Source organism: Streptomyces sp. NPDC056144, assembly GCF_042264145.1.
In the GTDB taxonomy this organism is placed as follows: Bacteria; Actinomycetota; Actinomycetes; order Streptomycetales; family Streptomycetaceae; genus Streptomyces.
Genome location: NZ_JBHJVF010000009.1, coordinates 34,004 through 52,626 on the forward strand (window position 1 = coordinate 34,004; position 18,623 = coordinate 52,626).

The window sequence follows — 18,623 nt, forward strand, 5'->3', positions numbered from 1 at the left end:
ACCGCACGACGCACACGGCATTCCGCACTCCGTACGACGCACGAAACGAAGGAAGCACCACATGACCTGGGCCCCGATCGATCTCAACGCCGACCTCGGCGAAGGCTTCGGCCGCTGGACTCTGACCGACGACGACCAGCTCCTCTCGGTCGTCACCAGCGCGAACGTGGCCTGCGGCTTCCACGCCGGGGACGCGGCCACGATGCGACGGGTCTGCGGGCTCGCGGCCGAGCACGGGGTACGGATCGGGGCCCACGTCTCCTACCGGGACCTGGCGGGGTTCGGGCGCCGCTCGATGGACGTCCCGGCCGCCGAGCTGGCCGCCGAAGTGGCGTACCAGATCGGCGCCCTGGAGGTCTTCGCCCGCGCGGCCGGTGCGCGGGTGTCGTACGTGAAGCCGCACGGCGCGCTCTACAACCGGGTCGTGCGGGACGAGGAGCAGGCGGCGGCGGTCGTCGAGGGCGTGCTGCTCGCCGACGGCTCGCTGCCGGTCCTGGGGCTCCCGGGGTCCCGGCTGCACGCGGCCGCGGCGGAGGCCGGTCTCCCGGTCGTCGCCGAGGCCTTCGGCGACCGGGCGTACCGGGCGGACGGCTCCCTCCTGCCACGGGGGGAGGAGGGGGCCGTCGTCTCGGACCCGGAGCGGGTCGCGGAGCGCTCGGTGGCCATGGCCACGACCGGGACGGTCACCGCGCACTGCGGGAACCCCGTCGCCGTACGGGCCAGGTCGCTGTGCCTGCACGGGGACACCCCGGGCGCGGTGGGCCTCGCCCGGCTCGTCCGGCGGCGGCTGGAGGACTCCGGCGTGCGGGTGGAGGCCTTCGCGTGAGGGTCCTGAGGGTGGGCGAGAGCGCCCTCCTGGTGGAACTGGACGGCGGCGGGGCGGCGGAGGCCTTCCACGCCGAGGTGCTGCGGCGGCGGGCGGCCGGGACGCTGCCCGCCGTACGGGAGGTCGTTCCGGCGGCGCGGACCGTGCTCCTCGACGGGGTGGCCGATCCCGCGCGGCTCGCGGCCGAGCTGCCCGGCTGGGAGGTGGGACCGCTCCACGCGCGCGTGGGCGAGGTCGTGGAGATCCCGGTCCGTTACGACGGGCCGGATCTGGAGGTGGTCGCCGCACTGTGGGGCGTCCGCCCTGACGAGGCGGTGCGCGTGCACACGGCGGCCGAGTTCCGGGTCGCGTTCTGCGGGTTCGCGCCGGGCTTCGGCTATCTGACCGGGCTCGGCGAGCGGTACGCCGTTCCGCGACGGGCCACACCCCGTACGGCCGTCCCGGCGGGGTCGGTCGCGCTGGCGGGGCCGTACACGGGGGTCTATCCGCGCTCCTCACCCGGCGGCTGGCAGCTGATCGGCACGACGGACGTCGTCCTGTGGGACGCCGGGCGCACGCCGGCCGCGCTGCTGGCACCCGGCACGCGCGTGCGGTTCACGGCGGAGGGCGCGCGGTGACCGACCGAGCCGTGGCCGTCGTCAGGGGCGGCGCCCTGACGACCGTGCAGGACCTGGGGCGGACGGGGTACGCGCACCTCGGCGTGCCCCGTTCCGGCGCCCTCGACCCCGGGGCCGTACGCCTCCTCAACCGTCTCGTCGGCAATCCGGAGGGGGCCGCGGTCCTGGAGACGACCGTCGACGGGTGCGCGCTGCGGCCCCGGTGCGCGGCCACGGTCGCCGTCGGAGGGGCGCCCTGCCCCGTACGGGTGGACGGGCGTCCGGCGCCCTGGGGGACGGCGGTACGGGTCCCCGCCGGGGCCCTCCTGGAGATCGGCGCGGCCGTGCGCGGGCTGCGCGCGTACGTGGCGTTCGGCGGTGGTCTCGCCGTCGCCCCGGAGCTGGGGAGCCGCTCCACCGACCTGCTGTCAGGGCTCGGCCCGGCACGGCTGGTGGAGGGGGCGGTTCTGCCGCTGGGAGCGGACACGGCCGTACGGGGGTCGGTCGACGCTCCCCCCTGGCCTGGCCCGCCGGACGAACTCGTCCTGCGGGTCCGGCTGGGTCCCCGTGACGACTGGTTCACGGGGGCCGCCCTGCGGGCGTTCGCCACGCGCGCGTACCGCGTGTCCTCGGCGAGCAACCGGATCGGGCTCCGGCTCGACGGGCCGCCCCTGGAGCGGGCGGTGAGGGGCGAGCTGGCGAGCGAGGGCATGGTCCTGGGCGCGGTCCAGGTGCCGCCGGACGGGCATCCGGTGGTGTTCCTCGCGGACCATCCGACGACCGGCGGCTATCCGGTGGTCGCGGTGGTGCGGGAGGCGGACCTCGGGGCGGCGGCCCAGGCGGTGCCGGGGACGCCGGTGCGGTTCGTGCCGGTGCGCTGAGGCCTGACGGGCTCGTCAGGCGGGCGGCGGCGTGCCGTATCCGCCGCCGCCGGGGGTGCGCAGGACGAGGACGTCGTCGGGGCCCACCTCGGTGGTCGCGGCGCCTTCGAGGCGGTCGACGGTGCCGTCGGCGCGTTCGACGAGGTTCTCGCCGAGCGCGCCGGGCTCGCCGCCCGCCATGCCGTACGGGGGCACGCGGCGGTGTCCGGTGAGGAGGGCCACCGTCATGGGTTCCAGGAAGCGGATGCGGCGCTCCACGCCGTGGCCCCCGTGCCAGCGGCCGCGCCCGCCGCCGTCCTCGCGTACCGCGAAGGCGTCGACGCGGACGGGGTGGCGCCACTCCAGGATCTCGGGGTCGGTGAGGCGGGAGTTGGTCATGTGCGTCTGGACGGCGTCCGCGCCGTCGAAGCCCTCGCCGGCTCCGGAGCCGCTCGCGACGGTCTCGTAGTACTGCACGCGCGCGTTGCCGAAGGTGACGTTGTTCATCGTGCCCGAGCCCTCGGCCTGGACGCCGAGGGCTCCGTAGAGGGCTCCGGTGACGGCCTGGGAGGTCTCGACGTTCCCGGCGACGGTGGCGGCGGGGTGGACGGGCGCGAGCATCGATCCGGGCGGGACACGGACCTCCAGGGGTTCGAGGCAGCCGCTGTTGAGGGGGATGTCCTCGTCGACGAGGGTGCGGAAGACGTACAGGACGGCGGCCATGACGACGGAGGTGGGCGCGTTGGCGTTGCCCGGCAGCTGCGGGGAGGTGCCGGTGAAGTCGACGACGGCGGAGCGCCGTTCGCGGTCGACGCGGACGGCGACCCGGATGACCGCGCCGCCGTCCGTCTCGTAGCTGTACGCGCCGTCGTGGAGGGTCGCGACGATGCGGCGGACGGACTCCTCGGCGTTGGCGCGGACGTGCCGCATGTAGGCCCGGACGACGTCGAGGCCGAACTCGTCGACGGCTCGACGGAGTTCCTCGATGCCCTTCTCGTTGGCGGCGATCTGGGCGCGCAGGTCGGCGAGGTTGGTGTCGGGGTCGCGGGAGGGGTACCGGGCGCCGGTGAGGAGGGCGCGGGTCTCGGTCTCGCGCAGCCGGCCGTCGCGGACGAGGAGCCAGTTGTCGAAGAGGACGCCCTCCTCCTCGACGGTGGTGCTGAAGGCGGGCATGGAGCCGGGGGTGATGCCGCCGATCTCGGCGTGGTGGCCGCGGGAGGCGACGAGGAAGCGGAGTTCCGTGCCGGTGTCGTCGAAGACGGGGGTCACCACGGTCACGTCGGGGAGGTGGGTGCCGCCGTGGTACGGGTCGTTGATCGCGTACACGTCCCCGGGGCGCAGGTCGTCGGCGCGGCGGCGCAGGACCTCCTTGATGGACTCGCCCATGGAGCCGAGGTGGACGGGGATGTGGGGCGCGTTGGCGACGAGGTTGCCCTCGGCGTCGAAGAGGGCGCAGGAGAAGTCGAGGCGCTCCTTGATGTTGACGGACTGGGCGGTGTTCTCCAGGCGGACGCCCATCTGCTCGGCGATGGACATGAAGAGGTTGTTGAACACTTCGAGGAGGACGGGGTCCACGTCGGTGCCGGCGGCCACGCGCGCGGGGCGGGGCACGACGCGGCGCAGCCGGAGATGGCCCTCCTCGGTGGCGGTGGCCCGCCAGCCGGTCTCGACGACGGTGGTGGCGTCGGCCTCGGCGAGGATCGCGGGGCCGTCGACGGCGTCGCCGGGCCGGAGGTCCTCCCGGCGGTGCAGCGGGGTGTCGTGGGCGGTTCCGGCGCTGTGCATCCGGACGGTGGCGAGGGGGACGGGCACGCGGCCGTCCGGGCGTTCCCCGGTGTCGACCACGACCGGGGCGTGGGGGCCCGTGACGCCGACGGCTTCGACGGTGACGGCCTCGACGATCAACGGCCGGTCCAGGGTGAAGGCGTACCGCGCCCGGTGGATGTCCGTGAACGCGGTTTTCAGCTGTTCCGGCGGTGCGAGGTCGACGGCGAGGCTCGCGTCCGTTCCGGCGTACCGCAGGAGCACGCGCGCGTGGGTGGTGATCGCCGTGTCCGGCAGTCCGTCGGCTCGCAGCTCCGCGCGGGTCACGTCGGCGAGTTCGGCGCGGACGGCGTTCACGCGCTCGGCGGTGCCCGGCGCGTCGAGCTCGGCCTCGACGGACCGCTCGCGCAGGGCGGTCGCGTCGGCGAGCCCGATGCCGTAGGCGGAGAGGACCCCGGCCAGCGGCGGTACGAGGACGGTGTCGACGCCCAGGGCGTCGGCGACGGCGCAGGCGTGCTGCCCGCCGGCTCCGCCGAAGCTGGTGAGGGCGTAACGGGTGACGTCGTGGCCGCGCTGGACGGAGATCTTCTTGACGGCGTTGGCCATGTTGAGGACGGCGATCTCCAGGAAGCCGGCCGCGACCTCCTCGGGAGTGCGCCCGCCGCCGGTCTCCTCGGCGAGGGCCGTGAACCGTTCCCGTACGACCTCGGCGTCCAGGGGCAGGTCACCGGTCTCGCCGAACACGGCGGGGAAGTGGGCGGGCTGGACGCGGCCCAGCATGACGTTGGCGTCGGTGACCGTGAGCGGGCCGCCCCGGCGGTAGCAGGCGGGGCCGGGGTCGGCGCCGGCCGAGTCGGGGCCCACACGGTAGCGGCGGCCGTCGTAGTGGAGGACGGAGCCGCCGCCCGCGGCGACGGTGTGGATGCTCATCATGGGCGCCCGCATCCTCACCCCCGCGACCTGTGTGCCGAGTTCGCGCTCGAAGGCACCCGCGTAGTGGGACACGTCGGTGGACGTGCCGCCCATGTCGAAGCCGATGACCCGCGCGTGTCCGGCCCGTTCCGAGGTGCGGGCCATGCCGACGACGCCGCCCGCCGGTCCGGAGAGGACGGCGTCCTTGCCCCGGAAGTGGGTCGCCTCCCGCAGCCCGCCGTTGGACTGCATGAACATGAGCCGGATTCCGGCGAGTTCGCGGGCGACCTCGTCGACGTACCGCCGGAGGACGGGCGAGAGGTAGGCGTCCACGACGGTGGTGTCGCCGCGCGGGACCAGCTTGATGAGCGGGCTCACCTCGTGCGAGCAGCTGATCTGCGGAAAACCGGCGGCGCGGGCCGCCTCGGCGACGCGGAGCTCGTGAGCCGGGTGGCGGTAGCCGTGCAGCAGGACGACGGCGACGGAGCGGAAGCCGTCGCGGTGGGCGGCGGCGAGGGACGCGGCGACGGCCTCCTCGTCGAGGGACCTGACGACCCGGCCGCGGGCGTCCACGCGCTCCGGAACCTCGACCACACGCGCGTACACCGCCTCCGGCAGCACGATGTGACGGTCGAAGAGGCGGGGCCTGTTCTGGTACGCGATGCGCAGTGCGTCGCGGAACCCCTCGGTGACGCACAGGACCGTGGGTTCGCCGCGCCGCTCCAGGAGGGCGTTGGTGGCGACGGTGGTGCCCATCTTGACGACGGAGATCCGGTCGGCGGGGATCGGCTCCTCCGGGCCGAGGCCGAGGAGCGCGCGGATCCCGGCGACGGCGGCGTCCTGGCGCCGGTGCGGGTCGTGCGAGAGCAGCTTGCGGGTGACGAGCCGCCCGTCGGGACGTCGTCCGACGACGTCCGTGAAGGTGCCGCCCCGGTCGATCCAGAACTCCCAGCGCCCGGTCATCCCTCCATTGTGGCGGCGAGCGCGGCGGCGAGGGCGGCGTCCGCACGCGCGTCGAGGGGGCCGGTGCCCGGACAGCCGGTCCGGTGGCGCAGTTCGTCCCCGGCGAGCAGGAGCAACTGCGGCAGCAGGTCCCGGCTGCGCCGCAGGACCCATCCGGTCCCGGCGGTCGCGAGCCAGAACAGGGCCTCCGCGCGCGTGGGCGGCCGTTGTACGGGCTCCCGCCCCGGGGGCGCGCCGTGGGCGAGCCCCCGCTCGGCGAGGAGCCGGTGGAAGCCGGCCGCGACGGCGCGGTGGCCGCGCTCGCCGGGATGGAGCCGGTCGGCGCTCCACAGCGCGCGGTCCCGGGTCCAGGTGTCGTCGGCCAGGTGCAGGTGGACGGTGTCGTAGCGCGCGGAGAGGGCGTGGACGACGGCGTTGACGGACCGCTGGCGGCGGGCGAGCGGCCGGGCGAGCGGTGACGGCAGGCCGAGCATCCTTCCGGGGTCGGGCAGACAGGCGGTCAGGAGGACGGCCCCGGCCGCGTCCAGCTCCCCGAGGACCCGGTCCAGGCGGCGGGCGAGGAGGGCGATGTCGAAGGTGTGGCGGAGGGTGTCGTTGACCCCGACCACGACGGAGGCGAGGTGGGGCCGGAAGGCGAGGGCGCGGGGGGCCTGGTCCTCGGCGACGTCCGCGCTGAGGGCGCCGCCGACGGCGAGGTTCAGGAACACCGTCTCGCGGCCCTCGGCGGCGAGCCCGTCGGCGAGCAGCGGCGCCCAGCCGCGCCAGGCCCCGGCGACCCGGTCGCCGACGCCCTCGCTGAACGAGTCGCCGAGCGCCACGAACCGGACCGGGCCGTCCCGCGCGTCTCGCGGCTCCTCCGCCGCCGCCGTCATCGCCGCGCTCCCTCTGACGGGGACGGCGAACGGCGGGCGGGCGGCCCGGGAAGGGCGGGAAGGGCCGGGAGGGCGGAGAGCCGGGGTCCGGGGTGCGCGTCTCGCGCGTCTCGCGCGTCTCGTACGTCGTGCGCGTCGTGCGCCGCCAGGAAGGCGCGGACCGACCGGTCCCAGGGGAATTCCTCCGCACGCGCGCGTGCCGCCGCGCGCCGGACGGGCTCGGGGACGGCGAGGAGCCCCCGTACGGCCTCGGCGAAGGCCCGCGGCGTGTCGGCGGCCGCGGCTCCCGCCGTCCCGACGACCTCCGGCAGGGCGGAGGAGGCGCTGACGACGACCGGGGTCCCGCAGGCGAGGGCTTCGAGGGCCGAGAGGCCGAACGTCTCCGCAGGTCCCGGGGCCAGGCAGACGTCCGCCGCCGCCTGGAGGTCGGCGAGGGCCTCCCGGTCGGCGACGTGCCCGAGGAACCGCACGGGGAGCCGCCGGTCCCGTGCCCGGCGCTCCAGGGCGCCCCGGAGCGGCCCGTCGCCCGCGACGACCAGCGCCGCCCGGACGCCCGTGCCCCGCAGCTCCGCGAGGGCGTCGAGGGCCGTGCCGGGCCGCTTCTCGACGGACAGCCGGGAGCACAGGACCAGCAGGACCCGTTCCCCGTCCGCGTACTTCGCGCGCAGGACGGTGCTGCGGCGGCCGGGCCTGCACCGGTCCAGGTCCACGCCGAGCGGAGCGCGTACGACGTTGCGGGCGCCGATCCGGACGAACTCGCGCTCCGCCCACGCGGTGGTGCAGACGATCCGGGCGAAGGCCCAGGCCGTACGCCGGTTGAGGCGGTCGGCCGCGCGGGCGGCGAGGGCCTCGGGCACGCCCCAGGTGCGCAGGACGCCGTCGGCGGTCTCGTGGGAGACCATCACCGACGGCACGCGCGCGCGGCGCGCCCACTCCCCCGTCCATCGCAGGGTCGTCCGGTCGGGGACCTCGATCCGGTCGGGGGCGAGCTCGTCGAGGAGGAGGCGGACCCGGCGCCGGTCGGCGAGGACCCGGTAGCCGCCGGTGCCGGGGACGACGGGGCCGGGGAGGGTGACGACCCGGCCCTGTTCGGTGAGGTGGTCGCTCGCGACGTCGCCGGGGACGACGAGCACGGGCTCGTGACCGGCGGCGAGGTAGCCGCGGCCGAGCTGGTCGAGCGCGGTGCGCAGACCGCCGGAGGTGGAGGTCACGAAGTTGGCGAGCCGCACGATCCGCAGCCCGCGCCCGCCTCGGGGGCCGGTCGGGCCGTGGGGGCCGTGGGGACCGTGGGGGCCGTGGGGGCCGTGGGGGCCGTGGGGACCGTGGGGACCGTGGGGACCGTAGGGGCCGTAAGGGCCGTAAGGGCCGTAAGGGCCGTAAGGGCCGTAAGGGCCGTAAGGGCCGTAAGGGCCGTAAGGGCCGACAGACCCGTTCACGCCGCCACCGCCGTCCGCGCCCGCAGGACCTCCCGGTAGTGCCCGATCAGCTCGTCGCCGAGCGCCTCCCACGTGCGGCCCTCGACGGCGGCGCGGCCCGCTCGCCCCTGGGCCGCGCGGGTCTCCGGCGCGGCGGCGAGCGAGGCGACGGCCGCCCGCAGCGCCCCCGGGTCGCCGGGCGGTACGAGGAGCCCCGTACGCCCGTGGTCGACGAGGTCCAGGGGGCCGCCGACGGCCGGGGCGATCACCGGGAGTCCGCTCGCCATGGCCTCCTGGACGGTCTGGCCGAAGGTCTCGTACGGGCCGGTGTGGACGAAGACGTCGAGCGAGGCGAAGATCCGGGCGAGGTCGTCGCCGGTCCGCCGCCCCAGGAACCGGGCCTCCGGCAGGGCGGCGCGCAGCGCGGGCCCGCTGGGCCCGTCGCCGACGACGACCGTCCGCACGCCCGGCAGGTCGCGGATCCCGGCGAGCAGGTCCACGCGTTTCTCGGGCGCGAGGCGCCCGATGTAGCCGACGAGGAGTTCTCCGTCGGGGGCGAGGTCCCGCCGCAGCTCCTGGTCGCGCAGCGCGGGGCGGAAGCGGGCGGTGTCGACCCCGCGCCCCCAGAGCCGTACGCGGCCGATGCCGTGCGCCTCCAGGTCCCGTACGGCGGCGGTGGAAGGGGCGAGGGTGCGGTCGGCGGCCCCGTGGACGGCGCGGAGGCGCCGCCAGGCGGTGCCCTCGCCGGTCCCGACGTACGTGCGCGCGTACCCGGCGAGATCGGTCTGGTAGACGGCGACGGCGGGGATGCCGAGCCGGGCGGCGGCGGTCATCCCGCGCACGCCGAGGACGAACGGCCCGGCAAGGTGGACGAGGTCGGCGCGGTGCGCGGCGATGGCGGCGGCGACCCGGCGGCTGGGCAGGGCGACGCGCACCTGGGGGTAGCCGGGCAGGGGCAGGGAGGGGACCCGGACGACCGGGCAGGGGGCGTCGGCGTCCGCCGCCGGGTCGGCGACGGCGGGGGCGATCACGAGGGGGGCGTGGCCCCGGCGGGCGAGGTGGCGCGCGGTCTGCAGGGCGCAGTGCGCCACACCGTTGACATCGGGAGGGAAGGACTCTGTGACGATGACGACACGCATACCGGTGTTGTCGTCGGGCTTGGCGTGTACGCGCCTACGTCGATCTCAACGGCGGGGGAACGTCCCATGAGCGTTTCCCCCGGAGGGGCGGCGGACGGCGCCGGCCCCCGGGGCGGGGCCTCGCGCGACGGGGTCTCCGTCGGGGGCCGCGCCGCCCCGGGGGCCGGGTGGCGGGTGCTGCCGGTGGCTCTGGTGCGCGAGGTCGGGCCGGGAGGGGTGGTCGGACCTGTCGTCGCCGAGCCGCGTGCGGAAGCGCGGGCGTCAGACCTGCAGGTCCGGCCCTATCCGGTTGCGCACCGCCGTCTGGACCTCGGCTTCCTCGGCCGGGTCGGCGGCGAGGCGTCGGAGTCGCTCGGCGACCCGTACGTCACCGGTCTCGGCGTGGAGCGCGGCCACCTCGCGGGTGGTCTCCTCGCAGTCCCAGAGGCATTCGACGGCGAAGCCCGTCGCGAAGGTGGGGTCGGTGGCCGCGAGCGCGCGGGCCACGCGGCCGCGCAGCTGGGAGGAGGAGGTCTCGCGGTAGACGTGGCGGAGCACGGGCGCGGCGACGGCGATGTCGAGGCGGCCCACCCCGTCGACGAGCACGGCGAGCTCGGGGGCGTCGGGGCCCGCGGAGCGGATGGTGCCGCGCAGCGCGCCGAGGACGAGTCCGGCGTCCTGGGCGGTGCCCCGGCCGGCGAGGACCTCGGCGGCGGCCTTGCCGAGCTCGTCGGTCCGTCGGACCCACGCGCGGGCACGGGCGACGGCGTCCTCTCCGCACATGCGGCGGTAGGCGGCGACGGCGGCCTCGGCGACGGGTCGCGAGTCGCCGTTCGCGGCGGCCTCCACGAGGTCGAGGACGGCGGGGTCGCGCGATGCGGCGAGGTGGTGGAGGGCCGCGCCGCGCGCGCCCTCGGCGCCGTACCGGGCGGCGGCGAGGATCTCGGGGCGGTCCTCGGGTCCGGCGACGGCGCTCAGGCAGCGGGCGGCGGGGGCGTGGAGCACGGCTCCGCGCTCGTATCCCTCCTGCGCCCAGTCGAGGACGGCGCGGACGCTCCACTCGGGGCGGGGTCCCGTGGGGCGCATCTGGCGCTGCCAGCGGTCGAAGGAGCCCTGTTCCCGGGCGGCCGTGATCCGGGCGCCGACGGACGGGCGCGGATCCTCGGCCCACAGGCGCCAGGGCCGGGGCTCGTAGGCGTCGCGGACGACGGCCGCGAGCTCGGCCTCGCCCTCCGGGTCCGCGGAGAAGCGGGCCAGGACGGGCAGGGCGAGGGCGCGCAGGCCCGCGTCGTCGTCGCGGACGGCGAGCTCGTCCAGGGCCCAGGCCCAGTTCGCGCCGGTCGCCGCGTAGCGCCGGAGCAGGAGCAGGGCGTCGTGGCGGCCGTACGAGGCCAGGTGTCCGAGGACGGCGAGCGCGAGCCCGGTCCTGAACTCCTCGGTGTCGAGGTGGTCCTCGGCGTCGAAGAGGTGCGCCTCGATCTCGTCGAGACCTCCGTGGAGGTCCAGGTAGAGACGGGCGTAGTAGAGGGAGCGGTTCTCGACCTGCCAGTCGTGGCGGGGGTCGTCGAGGACGCAGTGGTTCAGGGCCGCGAGGGCCTCGGCGCGTGGCGCGGCGAGCGCGTGGAGGGTGCCGTCGCCGCGGCCCCTCTGCAGCAGACCGAGCAGGGTGCCGCTCGGCGCTATGACTGGTTCGAACATGGGAAGACGCCTCACATCAAGCTGTCGACACGACCGGGGGAATCCGGGATGACCCGGGTCAGGCGGTACATCGCTGTACGCCTAGGCCGCGCGGCAACAAGTAGGGCCGCCCGTCGTCCTGCGCTTGCCAGTGATCATCTTCCTCTGCCTCTCGTCGGTGGCCCGGTCTGCCGGGCCCGACGTCATGATGACCCACCCATTTCGCCACCGCGACCACATTTACGGAGCTGCTCTCACCTGGGGTTCAGCCTCTGTTCACCGTGCTCGGGGGAGCTCCGCGCGCGGGGTTCCGGAGAACCGGTTCCGCGGGCTCCGGGGAACCGGTTCAGCTGACCCCGAAGAGCTCCAGGAGATCCGTCTTCCCGAACATGCGGGCCGTGTCCACGGCGGACGGAGTGCCGGACTCCGGATTCGCCCCGCCGGCGAGCAGCGCGCGGATCACGGTCTCCTCGCCCTTGAAGACGGCTCCCGCGAGCGGGGTCTGGCCGCGGTCGTTGGCGCGGTCGGCGTCGGCGCCGCGCTCCAGGAGGGCCGCCACCGCGGCGGCGTGGCCGTGGTAGGCGGCGAGCATGACGAGGGAGTCGCCCTTGTCGTTGGTGAGGTTCGCGGGGACGCCCGCGTCCACGTAGGCGGCCAGGGTCTCGGCGTCCCCGGTGCGCGCGAGGTCGAAGACCTTGGACGCCAGCTCGATGACCTCGGGGTCCGGAGTCTCACTCATGGGATGGGGCCGCCTTTCTCCTGCAAGTTCGACATGCGCACGGCAAGCGCGGCCGTACGAGTGAATCGACAGGGTACTGCCCGTTCGGTGACATGACCGCGCCCGACTGAGGCAAAGATCACGGCAGTCCGACCCCGTCCACCTCTAGCGCACTACGGGTTTTTCGCCACCGGGCGCGGCATCCGCCGTCGGCCGGTGAAGTGAAAAGTTCCGTAATTCACCCCAATGCACCTTTAGTCACATAGATACTCGCTGTGAACATGGAAGGACTCGTGGTGACTGTCCCCTCAACCAGGAGAACACCAAATGATCCTGTCCATCTCAGGCGTGGTCCTGCTCGGCATCATCTGCTTCCTGTTCTTCAAGAAGGACGGGCTCAAGGCCTCGCACGCGCTCGTGTGCGCGCTGTTCGGCTTCTACCTCGCGGGCACCGCGATCGCGCCCAGCATCACGGCGGGCGGGCAGTCCCTCGCCGGCCTCCTGGGCGGAATCAAGTTCTGACGCTCCTCAGCCCCTTCCACGAACCCAGGAGTACGACGTGGCCCGGCGACCACTCCCCCGCATTCTGAGCAGCGGCAGCGCGCAGATCGCTCGCAGTCGAGAGATCGCGCGCACGGCCGCCGACAGCGCCACCGACGTGCTCCATCCGCTGATCACGGTCACCCGTGGTCTGCGGAAGCTGGCCGCGACCGCGCGCGCCAAGTGGGCCGCGACCCCCAAGGAACGGCGGGGTCCCACGCTGTTCCTGGTCGCGGCCTGCGTCCTGGTCGTCGCCCTCGTGCCGTACGGGCCGCTGCTCGCGCTCGTCACGCTCATGGGCGCCGCCGCGTGGAAGGGGCGGGAACGTCCGGTCGTGAAGACCGGCCCCGACGACGCGGAGCTCGCGCGCCTCAAGGGCCTGTACGAGGCCCTCGTGCCGTACTTCTCCGTCCTCGACGACCCGGCCCCGCTCTTCGCCCACGGCGGCGAGTGGAGCGGCGCCTTCGGCGAGTACGCCTTCGACGAGGACGGGCGGCTGACCCGGCTGAGGATCGCGTACCCCCCGTACTTCACCGACGGAGAACCCGCCGCACGCGCGCGTATCGAGCAGTTGCTGCACGCCAAGTCCGGGCGCGGGCGCGAGTACCTCTTCGACTGGGACGAGGAGGGCAACCGGCTCGTCATGAGCGTGCTGCCGCCCCTGCCCACCACGATCGCCGCCCAGCGCTTCGTCACCGTGCAGGGCGAGACCGTGCTCGGCTTCACCGACGCGGACGCCGTGCAGCGGACCGTGCCCGTGGTCGCCCCGGACGGCACGGAGGACGCCCCGGCCGTCGTCTGGCGCACGGGACCCCGTTCCACCGAGCCGCACCTGCTCGCCGTGGGCCAGCCGGGCAGCGGCACGACCTCCCTGCTCCGCTCCCTCGCGCTCCAGGCCCTCCCGCACGGCGACGTCCTGATCATCGAGGGCGGCGGCACCGGCGAGTACGCCTGCCTGACCGGCCGTGCCGGGGTCCTCGCCGTCGAGTGCGGGCTCTCCGGGGCGCTGGCCAGCCTGGAGTGGGCCGCGCACGAGACGGAGCGGCGGCTCATCGCGGCCAACCGCGCCCGGCAGGCCGGCCACCCCGCGCCGGAGGACACCCGCCGCCCGCTGTGGATCCTGCTGGACCGGCCGAGCATCCTCGGCCACCTGGCCGCCGCCGACGGCCGGCCCGACCCGCAGGAGCTGCTCCAGGTGCCGCTGCGGCACGGCCGGGCGGCGCAGGTCACGGTGGTCGTGGCCGAGCAGTTCGACAGCGTGGACACCCTGAGCGAGACGGTACGGAGCCACACGCGCGCGCGTGTCGTGCTCGGCCCCGCCGCACCCGAGCAGATCGAGTGGGTCCTCGGCGCCGCCCCGCACACCACGCCGACGCCCCAGGTGCCGCCGGGCCGCGGCTACGCCCGCCTCGGTGCGGGCCAGGTCCTGCGCCTCCAGGTGCCGGCGACGCCCGACCCGTACGACGACGCCACCAGCGAGACGCACCGCCAGGCGGTCCTGGACCTCCTCCCGGAGCGCCGGACGGCGGTGAGCGCCACGGGCACGGCGGCGGACGCCGCCGACATCGTCACGGGGGACACGCTCCCGACCGTGAAGGCGATCGGCACGGTCCCGGGCTCGGCTCCCGACCCCGACACGGCCCCCACCCCGCGCTACGAGCCGGAGCACGGCCCGACCCCCCGGCACGCGCCGGTACCGGCGGAGGGCTGAGGGAACGAGAGAAAGAGGCCGGTACGGGTGCACCCGTACCGGCCTCTTCGCGCGGGAACCGCGCTCCTACGCCACGAACGAGCGCGGCGGCTCCACTCCCCCGCCGACGCCCGACTCCACCAGCCGCGCCGCCGCCGCGAGCCGGGCCGCCGCCTCGTCGGCGACCGCGCCGCCGACCGTGAACGGCAGCCGCACGTACCCCTCGAAGGCCCCGTCCACGCCGAACCGCGGGCCCGAGGGGACCCGGACGCCGACCCGCTCGCCCGCCTCCGCGAGCCGCGAGCCGGACAGCCCGCCGGTGCGGACCCACAGGGTGAGGCCGCCGCGCGGCACGGAGAACTCCCACTCCGGCAGCTCCCTGCGGACCGCCGCGACGATCGCGTCCCGGTTCTCGCGGGCCTGGTCGCGCCGCAGGCTCACGGCCTCCTCCCAGCCGCCGGTCCGCATCAGCCAGTTCACGCCGAGCTGCTCCAGGACGGGCGTGCCGAGGTCGGCGTACGCGCGGGCGGCGACGAGGGAGCGGATGACGTCGGGCGCGGCCCGCACCCAGCCGATCCGCATCCCGGCCCAGAAGGCCTTGCTGGCCGAGCCGACCGTCAGGACGGTCGAACCCGCCGGGTCGAAGGCGCAGACCGGACGGGGCATCTCCAGGTCGTCGTCGAGGTACAGCTCGGTCATCGTCTCGTCGACGACGAGGACCGTCCCGGCCGAGCGGGCCGCCTCGACGAGCTGCCGCCGCTGGTCCTCGTCGGCGAGCGCGCCGGTCGGGTTGTGGAAGTCGGCGACCACGTACGCGAGGCGGGGCGCCGCGTCCCGCAGCACCTGGCGCCAGCGGCCCAGGTCCCAGCTGCCGAGCCCCTCGGACATGGCGACGGGCACGAGCCGGGCGCCGGCCGAGCGCATCAGCTGGAGGATGTTGGCGTACGAGGGCGACTCGACCGCGATCCGCTCGCCGCGCCCGGCGAAGAGGTGGCAGATGGCGTCGATGGCGCCCATCGCCCCGGTGGTCACCATGATCTGCTCGGGCATGGTGGGGATCCCGCGCGCGGTGTACCGGTCGGCGAGCATCTGCCGCAGGGCGGGCAGCCCGGCCGGGTAGTCGCCGTGCGTGTGGGCGTACGGCGGCAGCTCCTCCAGGGCCCCCTGGACGCCCCGCGTGAGCCACGGCTCGGGCGCGGGCAGGGCCGCGCAGCCCAGGTCGATCATGGAGCCGAGGGCCTCGGGGGGCAGCGGTTCGAGGCCGCGCGCGGGCAGCGGGTTCCCGGCGGGGACGGCGGTCCAGCTGCCGGCCCCGCGCCGGGACTCCAGGAAGCCCTCGGTGCGCAGCGCCTCGTAGGCGGCGGCCACGGTCGTGCGGCTGACGGTGAGGGCGACGGCGAGCTCGCGCTCGGCGGGGAGGCGGGCGGCGACGGGGACGCGGCCCTCCAGGACGAGCAGACGGATGCCGTCGGCCAGGGCCCGGTACGCGGGAGGCTTGCGCGCGCCGGGGCCCGCGGGCCTCGGCTGCTGCGCCTGGAGCTGCCGGGCGAGCTGGGCCGGTCCCACGGCCGAAGTCCACTGAGCCATGGAAATCAGTCCACCTTCATCGAATTGGCCATGGTTGGCATCGGATACCCCGCCACAGAGTGTCATGAGTCAGTCCACTACCACCACCTTGGGGGGCAGTCCTTTGTCCATCGCCTCCGGCCTCCACGGCCGGCACCTCACCCGCAGGCTCGTCCAGCTCTACGTCGGGCTGACGCTGTACGGGGTCAGCTCCGCGCTCCTGGTGCGCAGCGGGCTCGGCCTGGAGCCCTGGGGCGTCCTCCACCAGGGTCTCGCCGAGAAGACCGGCCTGACCATCGGTGTGGTGTCGATCGTCGTGGGGGCGGTGGTGCTGCTCCTGTGGATCCCGATCCGGCAGCGGCCGGGGCTCGGGACGGTCTCCAACGTGTTCGTGATCGGCCTGGCGATGGACGGCACCCTGGCCCTGCTGCCCGACGTCGACGGCCTGGCGTGGCGGATCCCGCTGCTCGTGCTCGGCATCGTCCTCAACGGCGTCGCCACCGGCCTGTACATCGCGGCCCGCTTCGGCCCCGGCCCGCGCGACGGCCTGATGACGGGCCTGCACCGGCTCACCGGCCGCTCGATCCGGCTGGTCAGGACGGCGATCGAGGTCGCGGTCGTGGCGACGGGCTTCGTCCTCGGCGGCTCGGTCGGCGTCGGCACGGTCCTGTACGCCCTGGCGATCGGGCCGCTGGCCCAGTTCTTCCTCCGCTGGTTCGCGGTGCCCGAGCAGGAGGCCCGTCAGGAGCCCGGGCCCGTGGCGGCCGCCGCGACGCCGGAGACCCGACGCCCCGAGGTCGCCGCCGAGACACCCTGACAGGCCATACTTCGCCCGTGACTCGCGTACGCCACCCCTACCTCGACCACCCCTCCCCCCTCGCGTTCGCCCATCGCGGCGGCACGGCGAACGGCCTGGAGAACACCGCGGCCGCCTTCCGCCGGGCCGCCGCGGCGGGCTACCGCTACTTCGAGACGGACGTCCACACGACGGCGGACGGCGCCCTCGTCGCCTTCCACGACGCGACCCTCGACCGGGTCACGGACGCCTCGGGCCGGATCGCCGACCTGCCGTGGGAAACCGTCCGCCACGCGCGCGTGGCGGGCGAGGAGCCGCTGCCGCTCTTCGCCGACCTCATGGAGGAGTTCCCCGAAGCCCGCTGGAACATCGACGTCAAGGCCGAGTCGGCCCTGCTCCCCCTCGTGGACCTCATCCGCAGGACCGGCGCCTGGGACCGGGTCTGCGTGGGGTCGTTCAGCGAGGCCAGGGTGGCCAGGGCGCAGCGCCTCGCCGGCCCCCGGCTCGCCACCTCGTACGGCGTCCGGGGCGTCGTGGGCCTTCGGCTGCGGTCGCTCGGCATCCCGGCCGCGCTGCGGGCGGGCGCCGTGGCGGCGCAGGTCCCCGAGCGGCAGGGCGGGGTCACCGTGGTCGACCGCCGGTTCGTCCGCGAGGCCCACGCGCGCGGGCTCCAGGTCCACGTCTGGACGATCAACGATCCGGAGCGGATGAACTCTCTCCTCGATCTGGGCGTGGATGGCATCATGACCGATCATTTGGAGACGCTGCGCTCGGTCCTCACCGAGCGGGGGGCGTGGGTCTGAGCCACGCCCGCCCCGCCACGCGGGGACGGTTCACGGGGATTCACGGGGACGAACAGGGGGCGCGGCCATGACCGCAGAGACCACCGAACCGGAGGAGTACGCCGCCGGTCCGGCCGAGCGGCGGCGCGAGCAGCACGGCTGGTACTTCTACGACTTCGCGTGCTCGGTCTACTCCACGAGTGTGGTGACCGTGTTCCTGGGGCCGTACCTGACCTCGGTGGCCCGGGCCGCGGCCGACGCCGACGGGTTCGTGCACCCGCTCGGGATACCCGTGCGGGCCGGCTCGCTGTTCGCGTACGCCGTCTCGGTCTCGATCGTCGTCGCGGTCCTGGTGATGCCGCTGGTGGGCGCGGTGGCGGACCGTACGGGCCGCAAGAAGCCGCTGCTCGCCGCCGCGGCGTACCTGGGGGCGACGGCCACGGCGGGGATGTTCTTCCTGTCGGGCGACCGCTATCTGCTGGGCGCGTTCCTGCTGATCGTGGCGAACGCCTCGCTGTCGGTCTCGATGGTGCTCTACAACGCCTTCCTGCCGCAGATCGCGGAGCCGGACGAGCGGGACGCGGTCTCCTCGCGCGGCTGGGCCTTCGGCTACACCTCGGGCGCGCTGGTCCTGGTCCTGAACCTGGTCCTGTACTCGGGCCACGACTCCTTCGGCCTCACGGAGGGCATGGCGGTCCGGATCTGTCTCGCCTCGGCCGGACTGTGGTGGGGCGCCTTCACCCTCGTACCCCTGGCGCGGCTGCGGGACCGGAGGACGGGCGGACAGCGGCACGCCGCCGAGGGCGCGGTGGGCGGCGGCTGGAGTCAGCTGCGGGCGACCCTCAAGGACATGCGGCGGCACCCGCTGACGCTCTCCTTCCTGCTCGCCTACCTGATCTACAACGACGGCGTGCAGACCGTGATCTCGCAGGCGTCGATCTACGGCTCGGAGGAGCTGGGACTCGACCAGACGACGCTCATCACGGCGGTCCTGCTCGTGCAGGTGCTCGCTGTGGCGGGCGCGCTGGGGATGGGGCGACTCGCCCGGGTGTACGGCGCCAAGCGGACGATTCTCGCCTCGCTCGCCGTCTGGACCCTGATCCTCGCGGCGGCCTATTTCCTCCCGGCCGACGCGCCCGTGTTCTTCTACAGTCTGGCGGCCGCGATCGGTCTGGTCCTGGGCGGAAGCCAGGCCCTGTCCCGCTCGCTGTTCTCGCACCTCGTGCCGCGCGGCAAGGAGGCGGAGTACTTCTCGGCGTACGAGATGAGCGACCGCGGCCTGAGCTGGCTGGGTCCCCTCGTTTTCGGCCTCGCGTACCAGCTGACCGGAAGCTATCGGGATGCGATCATCTCTCTCGTGATCTTCTTCGGTGTCGGATTCGTCCTCCTCGCCCGGGTCCCGGTGCGGCGCGCGGTGGAGGAGGCGGGCAACCCGGTACCGGAGCGGATTTAGACGCGGAAGTGAAAGGCCGGTAGTGTACGCCTTTGGCCTGCCAGGCGGACCGTTACTGCGTGCTGCTTTGGTGAA

The 18,623-nt window shown here is 74.9% G+C and carries 15 protein-coding genes; 8 read left to right on the top strand and 7 right to left on the bottom strand.

Annotated features, from left to right (window positions below; genetic code table 11):
* Positions 1-61: 61 nt before the first annotated feature.
* The 3 genes from ACFC0Z_RS25130 to ACFC0Z_RS25140 are packed head-to-tail and all read left to right on the top strand — an operon-like array spanning position 62 to position 2,303.
* Complete coding sequence (locus ACFC0Z_RS25130; protein ID WP_376442048.1) at positions 62-826, top strand: LamB/YcsF family protein; 765 nt, start codon at positions 62-64, stop codon at positions 824-826.
* Positions 823-1,443, top strand: a complete 621-nt coding sequence (locus ACFC0Z_RS25135; RefSeq protein WP_376442050.1) for an allophanate hydrolase subunit 1 — start codon at positions 823-825, stop codon at positions 1,441-1,443. Before ACFC0Z_RS25130 ends, ACFC0Z_RS25135 begins: the two co-directional genes overlap by 4 nt.
* Positions 1,440-2,303 (top strand): biotin-dependent carboxyltransferase family protein, encoded by an 864-nt coding sequence (locus ACFC0Z_RS25140; protein WP_376442053.1) that lies wholly within the window; start codon positions 1,440-1,442, stop codon positions 2,301-2,303. Before ACFC0Z_RS25135 ends, ACFC0Z_RS25140 begins: the two co-directional genes overlap by 4 nt.
* A 15-nt stretch (positions 2,304-2,318) precedes the next feature.
* On the opposite strand, the gene ACFC0Z_RS25145 is transcribed toward ACFC0Z_RS25140, so the two are convergent.
* The 6 genes from ACFC0Z_RS25145 to ACFC0Z_RS25170 all read right to left on the bottom strand — a co-directional run bounded on the left by ACFC0Z_RS25145 (position 2,319) and on the right by ACFC0Z_RS25170 (position 11,742).
* On the bottom strand, positions 2,319-5,921 hold the full coding sequence (locus ACFC0Z_RS25145; RefSeq protein ID WP_376442055.1) for a hydantoinase B/oxoprolinase family protein: 3,603 nt from the start codon (positions 5,919-5,921) through the stop codon (positions 2,319-2,321).
* Positions 5,918-6,793: an SGNH/GDSL hydrolase family protein gene (locus ACFC0Z_RS25150; protein WP_376442058.1), complete on the bottom strand. Its 876-nt coding sequence runs from the start codon at positions 6,791-6,793 to the stop codon at positions 5,918-5,920. The genes ACFC0Z_RS25145 and ACFC0Z_RS25150 overlap by 4 nt, the downstream gene beginning before the upstream one ends.
* Complete coding sequence (locus tag ACFC0Z_RS25155; protein WP_376442495.1) at positions 6,790-8,031, bottom strand: glycosyltransferase; 1,242 nt, start codon at positions 8,029-8,031, stop codon at positions 6,790-6,792. Before ACFC0Z_RS25155 ends, ACFC0Z_RS25150 begins: the two co-directional genes overlap by 4 nt.
* A 194-nt stretch (positions 8,032-8,225) precedes the next feature.
* A complete protein-coding gene (locus ACFC0Z_RS25160; RefSeq protein WP_376442061.1) occupies positions 8,226-9,347 on the bottom strand; it encodes a glycosyltransferase family 4 protein in 1,122 nt (373 codons plus the stop codon).
* 261 nt (positions 9,348-9,608) lie between these two features.
* A complete protein-coding gene (locus ACFC0Z_RS25165) occupies positions 9,609-11,024 on the bottom strand; it encodes a HEAT repeat domain-containing protein (RefSeq protein WP_376442064.1) in 1,416 nt (471 codons plus the stop codon).
* 325 nt (positions 11,025-11,349) lie between these two features.
* Positions 11,350-11,742, bottom strand: a complete 393-nt coding sequence (locus ACFC0Z_RS25170) for an ankyrin repeat domain-containing protein (protein ID WP_376442067.1) — start codon at positions 11,740-11,742, stop codon at positions 11,350-11,352.
* Between the two features lie 306 nt (positions 11,743-12,048).
* Between ACFC0Z_RS25170 and ACFC0Z_RS25175 the strand changes: the two genes are divergently transcribed.
* Together ACFC0Z_RS25175 and ACFC0Z_RS25180 are read left to right on the top strand one after the other, a co-directional pair.
* The gene (locus tag ACFC0Z_RS25175) at positions 12,049-12,243 is read left to right on the top strand and encodes a hypothetical protein (protein WP_030493667.1); all 195 of its coding nucleotides are present in this window, start codon (positions 12,049-12,051) and stop codon (positions 12,241-12,243) included.
* A gap of 37 nt (positions 12,244-12,280) precedes the next feature.
* The gene (locus tag ACFC0Z_RS25180) at positions 12,281-13,972 is read left to right on the top strand and encodes a hypothetical protein (RefSeq protein WP_376442070.1); all 1,692 of its coding nucleotides are present in this window, start codon (positions 12,281-12,283) and stop codon (positions 13,970-13,972) included.
* A 66-nt stretch (positions 13,973-14,038) separates the two neighbouring features.
* Here ACFC0Z_RS25180 and ACFC0Z_RS25185 read toward each other — a convergent pair whose 3' ends face one another.
* Positions 14,039-15,538: a PLP-dependent aminotransferase family protein gene (locus ACFC0Z_RS25185; RefSeq protein WP_376442072.1), complete on the bottom strand. Its 1,500-nt coding sequence runs from the start codon at positions 15,536-15,538 to the stop codon at positions 14,039-14,041.
* Between the two features lie 64 nt (positions 15,539-15,602).
* On the opposite strand from ACFC0Z_RS25185, the gene ACFC0Z_RS25190 reads away from it, so the two are divergent.
* The 3 genes from ACFC0Z_RS25190 to ACFC0Z_RS25200 all read left to right on the top strand — a co-directional run bounded on the left by ACFC0Z_RS25190 (position 15,603) and on the right by ACFC0Z_RS25200 (position 18,548).
* On the top strand, positions 15,603-16,334 hold the full coding sequence (locus tag ACFC0Z_RS25190; protein WP_376442074.1) for a YitT family protein: 732 nt from the start codon (positions 15,603-15,605) through the stop codon (positions 16,332-16,334).
* 17 nt (positions 16,335-16,351) lie between these two features.
* Positions 16,352-17,116: a glycerophosphodiester phosphodiesterase gene (locus ACFC0Z_RS25195; protein ID WP_376442077.1), complete on the top strand. Its 765-nt coding sequence runs from the start codon at positions 16,352-16,354 to the stop codon at positions 17,114-17,116.
* 67 nt (positions 17,117-17,183) lie between these two features.
* The gene (locus tag ACFC0Z_RS25200; RefSeq protein WP_376442080.1) at positions 17,184-18,548 is read left to right on the top strand and encodes an MFS transporter; all 1,365 of its coding nucleotides are present in this window, start codon (positions 17,184-17,186) and stop codon (positions 18,546-18,548) included.
* Positions 18,549-18,623 lie beyond the last annotated feature (75 nt).

Bases quoted from the DNA above. Each gene is read 5' to 3' on its own strand.
- ACFC0Z_RS25130 (WP_376442048.1), top strand. From the start codon at position 62: ATGACCTGGGCCCCGATCGATCTCAACGCCGACCTCGGCGAAGGCTTC.
- ACFC0Z_RS25145 (WP_376442055.1), bottom strand. From the start codon at position 5,921: ATGACCGGGCGCTGGGAGTTCTGGATCGACCGGGGCGGCACCTTCACG.
- ACFC0Z_RS25150 (WP_376442058.1), bottom strand. From the start codon at position 6,793: ATGACGGCGGCGGCGGAGGAGCCGCGAGACGCGCGGGACGGCCCGGTC.
- ACFC0Z_RS25160 (WP_376442061.1), bottom strand. From the start codon at position 9,347: ATGCGTGTCGTCATCGTCACAGAGTCCTTCCCTCCCGATGTCAACGGT.
- ACFC0Z_RS25165 (WP_376442064.1), bottom strand. From the start codon at position 11,024: ATGTTCGAACCAGTCATAGCGCCGAGCGGCACCCTGCTCGGTCTGCTG.
- ACFC0Z_RS25170 (WP_376442067.1), bottom strand. From the start codon at position 11,742: ATGAGTGAGACTCCGGACCCCGAGGTCATCGAGCTGGCGTCCAAGGTC.
- ACFC0Z_RS25175 (WP_030493667.1), top strand. From the start codon at position 12,049: ATGATCCTGTCCATCTCAGGCGTGGTCCTGCTCGGCATCATCTGCTTC.
- ACFC0Z_RS25185 (WP_376442072.1), bottom strand. From the start codon at position 15,538: ATGGCTCAGTGGACTTCGGCCGTGGGACCGGCCCAGCTCGCCCGGCAG.
- ACFC0Z_RS25190 (WP_376442074.1), top strand. From the start codon at position 15,603: ATGAGTCAGTCCACTACCACCACCTTGGGGGGCAGTCCTTTGTCCATC.
- ACFC0Z_RS25200 (WP_376442080.1), top strand. From the start codon at position 17,184: ATGACCGCAGAGACCACCGAACCGGAGGAGTACGCCGCCGGTCCGGCC.